Consider the following 12,228-nt stretch of genomic DNA (forward strand, 5'->3'; position numbering starts at 1 on the left):
CTTACAAGACCTGTATGTCCTATTATCCCGATCAAAAGGACAAAAAAATTTATCGTTTGTTCACTAAAAACCCATTGGCTTTTTGGCGCTGGAGACTTTATTTTTTCGATGAGCGGTATAAGTTTCCTTATAAGGATTGGGCTGAGATTGAGAAAGTAAGAGGTAATCCTATAAAAAAAAGAACGGGATGCATTATGGACTTCTAGGCTTCTGTGTTCTTAACCAATGCGTCGAAAATCACTTTTCGTAGCCGAGTAATTTGTTTGAAGATACAATATCATCTTTTGATTTCACCAAAATTTAATCGAAATACCCATATAAGTAAATGAATATTCATTTATATTTGTATCCATGAGAGTCAGGGATGAAGAAAAGGTAAAATTGGTCAAGCAAACGGCCATCAAGCTGATTGTTGAAGATGGCTTTGAGGGCTTTAGCATGAACAAGTTGGCTAAGGCCTGCGGCATCTCGGTGGCAACGCTCTACATTTATTACGAAGACCGCGACGATCTGATCATCAGCATTGCCAAAGAAGAAGGCGACCGCATGGGCGATGCCATGATCAAGGATTTCGATCCCGAAGCCTCTTTTGAAGAAGGAATGCGCATTCAATGGCGAAACCGCTATGCTTTTATCAGCGAAAATCCGATGTCTGGCTTGTTTTTGGAACAGTTGCGTACCTCTACTTACCAAGAGCGCTTTTTAGACGATTTTATGAAAAAGTTCAAGCATGTCATCGCGCGCTTTATGCACCAAGTGGTTGAACGGGGCGAAGTCAATGCCATGCCGTTTGAAGTATTTTGGTCGGTAGCCTATTCGCCGCTCTATGCGCTCATCCGGTTCGACCGCGAAGGCCAGAGCCTCGGTGGCAAGCCTTTTAAAATGACCGATGAAATGCTGTGGCAAACCTTCGATTTAGTAATTAAGGCACTCAAGAATTAGATTTTGATTCCATGGAAAATTTTGACCACATCCTCCTTTTTAAAACCGATATCAAAAGCGAAGCCTGCAAGGCCAAGCTTCAGGCTATTTTAGATGGCCACGAGGGCATTGCCAAATGGAACATCGCCTTAGATGATCAAGACTATGTACTGAGGGTAGTTTCGTATACCCTAACACATCAGCAAATTATAGAACTGATTAACCAGCAGGGGCACTTCTGCTGCGAATTAACTTAACCCAACAAATGAAACCACAAGAAATTATCCCTTTAACCGGCTATCAGAAGCTGGTAATTTTTTTATTGGCCATTACCCAGTTTACCGTAATCCTCGATTTTATGATCATGTCGCCATTGGGCGATATGCTGATGAAGTCGATGAGCCTGAAGCCTGCAGCCTTTGGTGTAGCCGTATCTGCCTATGCTTTTAGCGCAGGTATTTCAGGCCTGTTAACAGCCGGTTTTGCCGATCGTTTCGACCGCAAAAAACTATTATTGTTTTTTTACATCGGATTTATTGCCGGTACTTTTTTCTGTGGCCTGGCCAATACCTATACGCAACTGGTTGCGGCACGTATCATTACCGGGTTGTTTGGCGGTGTAATCGGCTCCATTTCTATGGCCATTATAACCGATTTGTTTAGTCTGCAGCAACGCGGTAGGGTAATGGGCTTTATCCAGATGGGCTTTGGCGCCAGTCAGGTACTAGGTGTTCCCATAGGCTTATACATAGCCAGCAAATGGAATTGGGAGGCGCCGTTTTTAATGGTGGCTTCTTTGGCTGTACTCATTGCCATTGCGATCCTGCTCAAGCTAAAACCAGTAAATGCACACCTGGCCGTGCAACGAGACAAATCGGCATTTATGCACTTGTGGCATACTATTCAAAAACGTAAGCACCGTATCGGGTTTACCGCTACGGCTTTACTCTCCATCGGAGGTTTTATGATGATGCCTTTTGGGAGTGCTTTTGCCATTAATAACCTGAAGATTTCTAATGACCAATTGGTGATGCTATTTATGGTTTCGGGGGTATCGTCAGTGGTGATCATGCCTTTTATAGGCCGTTTAAGCGATAAAGTGAGCAAAGTAAGGATCTTTGCCGTCGCCTCGGTTTGGATGATGATCATGTGTGTGGTCTATACCAATTTAGGCCCAACTCCTTTTTGGCTGGTGCTCATCTTTAACATTTTGATGATGACTGGCGTAATGAGCCGCATGGTACCTTCGTCAGCGTTAACCAGTGCCGTACCTGATTTGGAAGACCGTGGTGCATTTATGAGCATCAATGCTTCCTTGCAACAGATTGCCGGTGGCGTAGCTGCGGCGGTTGCCGGAATGATTGTAACCCAATCCAGCAAGGCCAGTCCGTTGCAAAATTACGATGTGGTAGGCTATGTAATCGTGGTCATTTCTATCCTCAGTATCTTTCTCATGTATCGCGTAAGCAACATGATTGCCCAAAAAAGCAACCAGCAGGGCGCGGCCAAAATGGAAGAGGCCGTGATGAGCGAAGGTGTATAAAGCAAACGTTTGCGTAGTTTTTGTCGTTATAATCTGTCAGAGATTGTAACTTGGTGTACTTTTTACACATAAAATGGGCAATTTGCTGTTTTGAACCATTAAATTCAATAAATTGCCTTGCAAACCACTTAAGAGATATGAACACGTACCCTAAAATTGCCTTGCTTGCCGCTGCTTTGTTGGGCAGTACCATTTCTTTTGCGCAACAAAAGAAAGCTGTTGCCATCGCCGGTAAAAAAGTAACCGTTTACAGCACGGTGAAGGGCGAAGGAAAACCTATGCAAGAGACCGCTGTATTGAGCTTTAAACCCGCCAAGCAGCCCCTGGAAACACAAACCAGTATTTTTGTCGATCCCGCCAAAACCTTTCAAACCTTGATCGGAATTGGAGGCGCCATTACCGATGCCTCGGCAGAAGTATTTGCCAAATTACCCAAAGCTACCCAACAGGAACTGCTAACGGCCTATTACGATAAAAACAAAGGCATTGGCTATACCGTGGTGCGGACCAACATCAACAGCTGCGATTTTTCGAGCGATACCTATACCTATGTAGCCGAGGGCGACAAGGATTTGAAAACCTTCAACATCGACCACGACCGCAAGTTCAAAATCCCCATGATTAAACAGGCGCAGGCAACGGCCGGAAAGGTTAACCTTTTTGTGAGCCCCTGGAGCCCGCCGGCTTGGATGAAAAGCAATAACAGCATGCTCAAAGGAGGATCTTTATTGCCTGCTTTTCAGCAATCATGGGCCAACTATTACGTCAAATTTATCCAGGCCTATGAGCAAGCAGGTATGCCGGTTTGGGGCCTTACCGTACAGAACGAACCGATGGCTACGCAACGCTGGGAATCGTGCATCTATACCGCCGAAGAAGAAAGAGATTTTATCAAGAACTTTTTGGGACCAACCTTGCATAAAAATGGCATGGCTGGCAAAAAACTGATTGGCTGGGATCACAACCGCGACCTGATTTACCAAAGGGCATCAACCTTGTTCAGCGATCCGCAGACCGAAAAATACTTGTGGGGCATCGGTTTCCATTGGTATGAAACTTGGACAGGCAGCAACCAGAACTTCGAAAACCTGAAAAGGGTAAAAGAGGCTTTCCCAACCAAACAACTGATTTTTACCGAAGGTTGTGTAGAGAAATTCAGCTTAGACCGCCTCAACGATTGGAGCCTTGGCGAACGCTATGGCCTATCGATGATCAATGATTTTAATGCCGGTACCGCTGCCTGGACCGATTGGAATATCCTGCTCGACGAAAACGGTGGGCCAAATCATGTGGGCAATTTCTGCTTTGCGCCAGTGCATGCCGATGTGAAATCGGGTAAGCTGATGTATACCAACTCCTTTTATTACATTGGCCATTTTTCTAAATACATTAAGCCGGGTGCCAAAAGAATTATCAGCGCACCAAGCCGTACCATGTTAAGCAGTACCGCTTTCCAAAACCCTGATGGTTCGGTAGTGGTGGTGGTAATGAATACAACCGATCAGAAATTGCCTTATCAGCTCTGGATAGCCGGTCAGGCCGCCGAAACCGTAAGCGAAGCACACTCTATCAGCACTTTGATCATTAAATAATAAATATTAACGGTTAATAGGCAACCTCGTTCCGATGTAAGTTGGAATGGGGTTTGTTTTTGGAGGGTGTTGGAGAAGTTTTATAGATATTCCATGTTAAGTTTTTGTTTTTTCGTAAAATACGATTAATCTTTATGGTTTTTCTGTTGTCATAGCATGGTAATTGTCCTGAAATATGAAACAAAGAATTCACCACTTCTACTTTTGCCTGCTTGCATTTGGGTTGGCTATTGTTTTTTCTTCGTTTGTAAATTCCCGTGGAAGAGAAAAGTTTGTGCTCCCCTACAAACAGGCCGGTTTAACCGAACAGCAGGCCGCCGCTCATTTGCTCAGTCGTTTCAGTTATGGCGCCCGGCCAGGCGATGTACAGGCCGTGGTGAAAATGGGCCTCGAAAAATGGTTCGAGCAACAGTTGGCCGGCAATCAATCGGATGCAGAGCTTGACCCCATGTTGGCCAGGCTCGATGCTATTAACCTGAGCAATACCGAGGTAGAAAACATCTTCCCGCGCAGGGCACAGCTGGTTCGCTTTGCCGTTAGGGATGGTTATATTCCGAAAGACTCGGTAAACAATGCCAACAGAAAAGAGTATGCGGCTACCATGGCCAAGTACATGCAAGACAAAGGCTATAGGCCACAGCAGGAATTATACCGGCAGTTTATCAACCAAAAAATATTAAGGGCTACCTACAGCAACAACCAGTTGCGTGAACTCATGACCGATTTTTGGTTCAACCACTTTAATGTATCGCTCAGCAAAAACCAGTGCGCTTCTTTTGTGCCCGCCTACGAGCGCGATGTGATCCGACCTAATGTGTTTGGCCCATTCGACAAGCTTTTGTTGGCTACAGCCAAATCGCCGGCCATGCTTATGTATTTGGATAATTTCAGCAGCACAGGCAATAATGTGGTTCCGATGGAAGAGCCTGCCAATGAGATGATGGCAACCGGTAATCGCCAGGCACAATCGCGTAAAAGGCTAGAGGCACTCATGCAAAAAGCAAAGGCCAATGCCAAAAACAAAAAACAAGGCCTTAACGAAAATTATGCCCGCGAAGTGATGGAACTGCACACCCTGGGCGTTGATGGAGGCTATACCCAAACCGACGTAACCCAGGCCGCACGTGTTTTAACCGGATGGACCATTGCCCCCATGGGCGAAAACGGCTATGGTGCGCCTATCAAAAAGCTGATGGAACGTGTAGGCGATGATAAATTGCGCCAGCAGGGATTTGTGCACGAAGGCGACTTTCTTTTTGCCATGAACCGTCACGATAATGGCGAGAAAGTAGTATTGGGCAAGAAATTTAAGGCAGGTGGCGGTTACGAAGAAGGTGTGGCATTGCTCGAATTGCTGGCCCACCACCCTTCAACAGCCAAGTTTATTTCAAAGAAAATTGCCGTCCGTTTTGTAAGCGATAATCCACCCCAAAGCCTGATCGATAAAATGGCCAAGACATTTACCAGCAGCAATGGCGATATCAGGCAAGTATTGATGACCATGGCCAGTGCGCCTGAATTCTGGTCGGCCGATGCCCTGCGCGAGAAAACCAAATCGCCATTTGAATTGGCTATCAGCGCGGTTCGCAGTTTGGATGCTACAATTAAGCAACCTTATCAATTGTACACCTGGATCAATAAAATGGGACAGCAAATGTACTATTATCAAGCGCCAACAGGCTTCCCAGACCGCGGACAGTACTGGATCAATACAGGTTCTTTGCTAAACAGGATGAACTTTGGACTGGCCCTGGCTTCGCAACGTATTCCGGGCATCAGCTTCGACCTGGCTGCCCTCAACAACAACCACGAACCCGAAAGCGCCGAAGCGGCCTTAAATATTTATGGTAAACTGATGATGCCCGAACGCAAGCTCGACGAAACCATATCGAGGCTAAAGCCTATGCTTAACAATCCAGATTTGGAAAGCAACGTGGCTAAAGCCGCAGCTCAAAATGCGGCGCCTCAGCAAATGAACGCGATGGCGAACGAAGATGCCAATATCATGGGCGAAAATGCGGATCAAATGAAACCAAAAGGCAAAAAAGCCTTAGTTAATAATATGCCGGGCCAACAGGCAGGAAACAATTCCATGTTGGCACAAGTAGTAGGGGTAATTATCGGATCACCAGAATTTCAACGTAAATAAAATTTATCATGACTTCGAGAAGAGGATTTATCAAAGCTGGAGGCTTGGCCTTATTTGGAATTAGCTTGGGTGGCATACCCGGATTTTTGGCCGATGCCGTCGCGGGTACCGTAGCCCCGGGCCTGTTCAAAAAACGTAAAATCATGGTGTGCATCTTTCAGCGTGGCGCCATGGATGGTTTGATGGCCGTTACGCCTTTTACCGACAATTATTTAAAGGCGGTTCGCCCCAATTTGTTTATGTCGGCTGCACAAGGTGGAAAAAACAAGCCCCTGATTGATCTGGATGGCCGTTTTGGTTTGCATCCTTCCATGGCAGTATTCGAACAAATGTTCCGCGAAAAGCGCCTCGGCATTGTACACGGCATTGGTTCGCCCAACAATACACGTTCGCACTTTGATGCACAGGATTTTATGGAATCGGGTACGCCTTTTAACAAAGGTACCGAAACCGGTTGGCTCAATAGGGCCGTGGGTTTATTAGGACACGAGGCCGCTACGCCGTTTCAAGGCGTAAGTTTAACTTCTTCGCTGCCAAGGTCGTTTTATGGCGAAAATCCGGCAGTAGCCATCAGCAACCTGGCCGATTTCAACATCCAGTTGCGTGGTAACCAGGCAGGAGCCAACATGGCTTCGAAGAGTTTTGAAGACCTGTACGATCAAACTTCGTCGGGCTTGTTGAAGGATACAGGCAAGGAAAGCTTCGAAGCGATTAAAATGCTCCAAAAAACCGATACCAAAAACTATAAGCCCGAATATAACGCCGTTTATCCGAATACGGCACTAGGCAACTCGCTCAAACAGATTGCGCAGCTCATTAAAATGGACGTGGGCCTGGAAGTAGCCTTTGCCGAATCGGGCGGTTGGGATACCCACTTTAATCAAGGCACCGAAACTGGCATTTTTGCCCGCAATGTAAACGACCTGAGCAATAGCATCATGGCTTTCTGGACCGACTTGAGCAAATACCAAGATGAGGTGACGGTAATGACCATGACCGAATTTGGCCGTACGGTTGCGCAAAATGGTACCGGGGGTACCGACCACGGGCGGGCTTCATGTAATTTTATTTTGGGCAACGATGTAAATGGCGGTTTGGTACACGGCATCGTTAATCCATTAGCCAAAGAAAACCTCGAAGATGGCAGGGATTTAGCCGTAACCACCGATTTTAGGGCCGTATTCAGCGAAGTGGCCGACAAGCATTTGGGCATCCACAATGATAAAATCCTTTTCCCTGATTGGGCAGGTAAGCAGATTGGGGTAATGCGGGGCGTTTAGGGCTAAAATTATTTTTAAAGCTGGTCGGGATGTGCCATCCCGTCCTAATAACTTTGGATTTTTAATCCAATTCCATGGAAATGAACTAACAATACTCATAGGCCAGTAAGAGGTCAATTTGTAACTTATTTGATAACAAGCCCCTTGGTGTTTCCCAATCGCCACAGGGGCTTTCTCTTTATTGTTAAAATGGCCCTAAAGTTCTATCTTTCGAGTATTAACTAAACTATTTAAGGATAATTCGTGAAACCGCTATGATTTTCGAGGCCATTTGCTTTAAAAATCAATCCCTGGCTATTTCATTACCGTTAAAACAAAATTTGAACAGATGAAAACTTTTCTACATCCCAAAGGCTTTCCTGCAGCAAGGTATGCCGCTGCAATGTTTATTGGTGCCAGCATGTGCTGCGGCAGTTTGAGTTTCGCTCAAAGCAGCAAAGACCCTGTCATCAACAATATTGTGAACGAAGAAAACAGCAATTCGCAACTCGAGAAACTGGCTCACGAGCTGTTGGATGTTGTTGGGCCCCGTTTGGTAGGCAGTCCGCAAATGAAACAGGCTAACGATTGGGCCGTAAAAAAATATGGCGACTGGGGCATTACAGCCAGGAACGAAAAATGGGGCGAATGGCGTGGCTGGCAAAGAGGCGTAAGCCACATCGATCTGATCAGTCCAAGGGTAAGAACCTTAGAAGGCACGCAACTGGCTTGGAGCCCGTCAACTTCGGGCAAAGGCGTGAAAGCCGAAGCCATTATTTTGCCAGAAGTGGCCGATTCAATCGCCTTTCAAAATTGGTTGCCTAACGTAAAAGGCAAATTGGTCATGATTTCGATGAATCCGGTATCCGGTCGCCCGGACAAAAACTGGGAGGAATTTGCGACGAAAGACCTGTACAACAAATTCAAAAAAGAAAAAGATGAAGCCGCTAAAGCTTGGAAAGACCGCTTGGCCAAAACTGGTTTGACCGCAAAAAACTTGGCTTTAGCCATCGAAAAAGCAGGTGCTGCGGGCATCATCATCAACAACTGGTCGCAAGGCTGGGGCGTAGATAAGATTTTTGGTGCCAATACCACCAAGATTCCTACGGTCGATTTATCGGTAGAAGATTATGGCCTGGTTTACCGTCTGGCTACTTATGGTTCAAAACCGGTGCTTAATATTGTTTCCGAATCAAAAGAACTGGGCATGGTGCCAACCTTCAATACCATTGCCGAAATTAAAGGCACACAAAAGCCAAACGAGTACGTGATGCTATCGGCCCACTTCGATTCGTGGGATGGTGCCAGTGGTGCCACTGATAACGGCTCGGGCACCATTATGATGATGGAAGCCATGCGTTTGTTGAAGAAATTCTATCCAAACCCGAAAAGAACCATTTTGGTTGGCCATTGGGGCAGCGAAGAGCAGGGCTTAAACGGATCGAGAGCCTTTGTAGAAGACCATCCAGAAATCGTGAACAACCTGCAGGCTTTGTTTAACCAAGACAACGGAACCGGCCGCGTGGTTAACCTTTCGGGACAAGGTTTCGCCAAAGCCAAAGATTATTTAACCAGATGGTTGGCCCAAGTACCTGATACCATCAAAAATCAGATCAAAACTAATTTCCCTGGTGCTCCAGGCGGTGGCGGTTCAGATTTTGCTTCTTTTGTAGCCGTGGGTGCGCCGGGTTTCTCCTTAAGCTCTACCAGCTGGGATTACGGCAGCTATACTTGGCATACCAACCGCGATAGCTATGATAAATTGGTTTTCGACGAAATCAGAAGCAATGCCATTTTAGCCGCTATTTTGGTGTACATGGCTTGTGAGGATCCGGAAAAAACTTCGAACGAAAGAATTACTTTGCCGGTTAACGAGCGTACGGGCAAGCCAGGCGTTTGGCCTCCACAGGTAAAAGCAACCCGCAAAGGTGGCGTAAACTAACCACATCAATTTAGAATTATAATGAAACGGACCATAGCCCATAAAGCTATGGTCTGTTTGCTATCAAACCCAATCTCATGATATTGAAGAACACCATACTGTGCCTGGCAACCTTGTTAAGCCTCAATGCTTATGGCCAGGTGCAAACAACGCCCAACGAAGCACTGAACAGACCACCTAAAGCCATGCAGGAGTTCAGGGCTGGGTGGATTGCCACCGTGGCTAACATCAACTGGCCCAGCAAGCCTGGCCTAAGTCCGGCCGAACAGCAGCAGGAGGCCGTTGCCTTATTAGACCTGCTTAAAAAATTGAATTTCAATGCGGCCATTTTGCAGATCAGGCCACAGGCCGATGCACTTTATGAAAGCAGTTTAGAACCTTGGTCGTTTTTCCTGACCGGCGCACAAGGCAAAGCGCCAGAACCTTATTACGACCCTTTGGCTTTTTGGGTAGAAGCGGCGCACGACAGAGGCTTGGAGCTGCATGTATGGCTCAATCCTTACCGTGCCCATCACTTATCGGGTGGCGAGCCCAGTGCCAAATCTATCGTAAAGGCCAAACCCGATTTGGTGGTCAAACTGAAAGACGGGCAGTATTGGATGGATCCGTCGAAAAAAGAAGTGCAGGATCACTCGCTGGCGGTAGTGAAAGACATTGTAAAGCGTTATGATATTGATGGCGTACATTTCGACGATTATTTTTATCCTTACGATTCGTACAATGGTGGTGCCGATTTTCCCGACGACCAAAGCTGGGCCGCTTATCAGCAAAGCGGCGGTAAATTGAGCCGTGGCGATTGGCGTAGAGAAAGCGTAAACAGCTTTATCGAAAAGGTTTACAAGGAAATCAAGGCCGAGAAAAAATACGTGAAGTTTGGGATTAGTCCCTTTGGCATTTGGCGTCCGGGTTACCCCGAATCCATCGAAGGGATGGACCAATACGATAAGCTTTATGCCGATGCCAAATTATGGCTTAATAAAGGCTGGGTCGATTATTTCAGCCCACAGTTGTATTGGACAGTCAATGCGCAAAGGCTGAGTTTTCCGGTGCTGCTAGGCTGGTGGCAGTCTGAAAATACCAAAGGCAGGCACCTGTGGCCCGGCATGAACATCGGCTTGGGTGGCGACGAGAAGAATGTAGACGAAATCATCAACCAGATTATGATTACCCGGGGCATGCTGCCCAATAGCAAAGGTGCTTTGCACTGGAGCATGGCTGGCCTGGTTAAACACGAAAAACTGCGGCAGGGATTAATTGATGGGCCGTACCAGAAACAAGCCTTGGTACCGCCTAGCGAATGGCTGGATAAAAAGGCACCTAAAAAACCTGAGGTTGCCGTTGTCTCCAAAGATTCGCTATGGCAGATCAGGTGGAGCCATCCAGAAAAAAGCGATGTGTTTAGGTGGGTGGTTTATTTTAAATATGGCGATAAATGGAACTACAGGATTTTGAACCGCAAAGACGAATTTTTGGATATCTTAGCGACTGTTAAAGGGGCCAAAACCTCAATCCCTTTAAATGCCTATGCGGTAACCGCAGTAGACCGTACAGGCAATGAAAGTGAATTTGAAGAACACCAGCTCATCAACAGCAAGCCATGAAAGCACATCCCAAAGAACTGATAGAAGCAACCGCCAACGCCATCAAAGATCATTTTATCCCCAAAGATCCAACGGCCCGGCAGTTCAGTTTCCATTTTACCATTCCGCCGGCTTCCAACTATAAAGCTAGCTATGAGCAGGATGCCAAAGGCAATTGGCTATTGAAAGGCTATGAAGCAGATGATTTGAAGTGAGTAAGTAGTTGGTGGCTACCTATCGAAGCTTTAAAGATAGTTGGCTAATAAGATAATAAATTTCCCATTCCCCTCCGATGGAGAGGTGCCCAAGGGCGGGGTAGCTAATGATGAAAAAGTTCACTTACGGAGCTGCCAAAGCTTCGTAAGTGGTTAACTCATTTGTAAGGTAATGCCTTCCCTTTTAAGGATATAATCGAAAATTCCTTCGATGGGCTTTTGGAGTATTTTGCCCACTTTAATGTGGTTGGCCGCAAAAGTAGCACGCAATTCGTCTTGATAGTAATAAGCAATAGAACCCACAAAATTACAGTCGAGGCTGCGATATGATTTATAGTCTTTTACATTGGTATCTATAAACTCTTGAAAGCCATCGTGAAGCACCTGTTGGATGAATGGATGCGACTGGTGTGCCTTCATAAAACGGCTAAATCCCGCCAGGTACGAATTAGGCAAAGGCTTTTGGTAGATGTTTTCGATAACGATGTCTTTGTTTACCTCATAAGCCTTGGCAAAAGCTTCGCATAAATCGGCAGGCATGGTTTGATACAGAAAAGAAAGCAGTATTTTTTTGCCAAAATAGGTGCCCGATCCTTCATCGCCCAACACATAGCCCAGGCCGTGTTTGCCATCGTGTACATTTTTACCATCGTAATACGAAATGTTAGATCCGGTACCCAAAATGCAGGCCAGTCCCTTTTTGTCGCCACAGGTGGCATAGGCAGAACCAATCAGGTCGTGGTCTACGCTGATGAAGGCTTTGGTGAAAAATGCAGATAGTCCGTTAGAAATAATCTCGTGTTTGTCTGGTGACGAACAGCCTGAGCCGAAAAAATAAACTTCTTTCACGGCCGTGGCATAAGGGGCAATTTCCTTGTTTTTGGAAAGGATTTTGACCACATCGTGCGCATTTACAAAATAAGGATTAATGCCTTGCGTACTGAAAGATAAGATCTGATTTGGACTATAGGCCATCCAGTCTGTTTTGGACGAACCGCTATCTGCAACTAAAATCATGCACTAAAAA

General features: G+C 46.1%; 10 protein-coding genes. 9 read left to right on the forward strand and 1 reads right to left on the reverse strand.

Translation table 11 applies throughout. From position 1 onward, the window contains the following. Window positions 1-351: 351 nt before the first annotated feature. From AC6H1S_RS02150 to AC6H1S_RS02190, 9 genes are all read left to right on the forward strand, one after another. Window positions 352-942 (forward strand): TetR/AcrR family transcriptional regulator, encoded by a 591-nt coding sequence (locus AC6H1S_RS02150; RefSeq protein WP_497564960.1) that lies wholly within the window; start codon window positions 352-354, stop codon window positions 940-942. An 11-nt stretch (window positions 943-953) separates the two neighbouring features. Then, complete coding sequence (locus AC6H1S_RS02155; protein ID WP_199140690.1) at window positions 954-1,178, forward strand: hypothetical protein; 225 nt, start codon at window positions 954-956, stop codon at window positions 1,176-1,178. Window positions 1,179-1,186: 8 nt separating this feature from the next. Further along, window positions 1,187-2,464: an MFS transporter gene (locus AC6H1S_RS02160; RefSeq protein WP_497564961.1), complete on the forward strand. Its 1,278-nt coding sequence runs from the start codon at window positions 1,187-1,189 to the stop codon at window positions 2,462-2,464. 137 nt (window positions 2,465-2,601) lie between these two features. Next, window positions 2,602-4,056: a glycoside hydrolase family 30 protein gene (locus AC6H1S_RS02165; RefSeq protein ID WP_497564962.1), complete on the forward strand. Its 1,455-nt coding sequence runs from the start codon at window positions 2,602-2,604 to the stop codon at window positions 4,054-4,056. A 175-nt stretch (window positions 4,057-4,231) separates the two neighbouring features. Then, on the forward strand, window positions 4,232-6,205 hold the full coding sequence (locus AC6H1S_RS02170) for a DUF1800 domain-containing protein (protein ID WP_497564963.1): 1,974 nt from the start codon (window positions 4,232-4,234) through the stop codon (window positions 6,203-6,205). Between the two features lie 8 nt (window positions 6,206-6,213). Then, entirely contained in the window at window positions 6,214-7,485 is a 1,272-nt protein-coding gene (locus tag AC6H1S_RS02175) for a DUF1501 domain-containing protein (RefSeq protein ID WP_497564964.1), read from the forward strand. 328 nt (window positions 7,486-7,813) lie between these two features. Next, the gene (locus AC6H1S_RS02180; protein ID WP_497564965.1) at window positions 7,814-9,406 is read left to right on the forward strand and encodes a M20/M25/M40 family metallo-hydrolase; all 1,593 of its coding nucleotides are present in this window, start codon (window positions 7,814-7,816) and stop codon (window positions 9,404-9,406) included. 77 nt (window positions 9,407-9,483) lie between these two features. Further along, a complete protein-coding gene (locus tag AC6H1S_RS02185; RefSeq protein ID WP_497564966.1) occupies window positions 9,484-11,007 on the forward strand; it encodes a glycoside hydrolase family 10-like protein in 1,524 nt (507 codons plus the stop codon). Continuing rightward, on the forward strand, window positions 11,004-11,201 hold the full coding sequence (locus AC6H1S_RS02190; RefSeq protein ID WP_199140684.1) for a hypothetical protein: 198 nt from the start codon (window positions 11,004-11,006) through the stop codon (window positions 11,199-11,201). The genes AC6H1S_RS02185 and AC6H1S_RS02190 overlap by 4 nt, the downstream gene beginning before the upstream one ends. Window positions 11,202-11,354: 153 nt before the next feature. Here AC6H1S_RS02190 and AC6H1S_RS02195 read toward each other — a convergent pair whose 3' ends face one another. Next, window positions 11,355-12,218, reverse strand: coding sequence for an N-acetylglucosamine kinase (locus AC6H1S_RS02195; RefSeq protein ID WP_497564967.1), 864 nt, complete (start codon window positions 12,216-12,218; stop codon window positions 11,355-11,357). Window positions 12,219-12,228: the final 10 nt, after the last annotated feature.

It is taken from the genome of Pedobacter sp. TM02, from assembly GCF_059705275.1.

Coding starts and splice junctions, on each gene's coding strand:
- AC6H1S_RS02150 (WP_497564960.1), top strand. CDS start 352: ATGAGAGTCAGGGATGAAGAAAAGGTAAAATTGGTCAAGCAAACGGCC.
- AC6H1S_RS02155 (WP_199140690.1), top strand. CDS start 954: ATGGAAAATTTTGACCACATCCTCCTTTTTAAAACCGATATCAAAAGC.
- AC6H1S_RS02160 (WP_497564961.1), top strand. CDS start 1,187: ATGAAACCACAAGAAATTATCCCTTTAACCGGCTATCAGAAGCTGGTA.
- AC6H1S_RS02165 (WP_497564962.1), top strand. CDS start 2,602: ATGAACACGTACCCTAAAATTGCCTTGCTTGCCGCTGCTTTGTTGGGC.
- AC6H1S_RS02170 (WP_497564963.1), top strand. CDS start 4,232: ATGAAACAAAGAATTCACCACTTCTACTTTTGCCTGCTTGCATTTGGG.
- AC6H1S_RS02175 (WP_497564964.1), top strand. CDS start 6,214: ATGACTTCGAGAAGAGGATTTATCAAAGCTGGAGGCTTGGCCTTATTT.
- AC6H1S_RS02180 (WP_497564965.1), top strand. CDS start 7,814: ATGAAAACTTTTCTACATCCCAAAGGCTTTCCTGCAGCAAGGTATGCC.
- AC6H1S_RS02185 (WP_497564966.1), top strand. CDS start 9,484: ATGATATTGAAGAACACCATACTGTGCCTGGCAACCTTGTTAAGCCTC.
- AC6H1S_RS02190 (WP_199140684.1), top strand. CDS start 11,004: ATGAAAGCACATCCCAAAGAACTGATAGAAGCAACCGCCAACGCCATC.
- AC6H1S_RS02195 (WP_497564967.1), bottom strand. CDS start 12,218: ATGATTTTAGTTGCAGATAGCGGTTCGTCCAAAACAGACTGGATGGCC.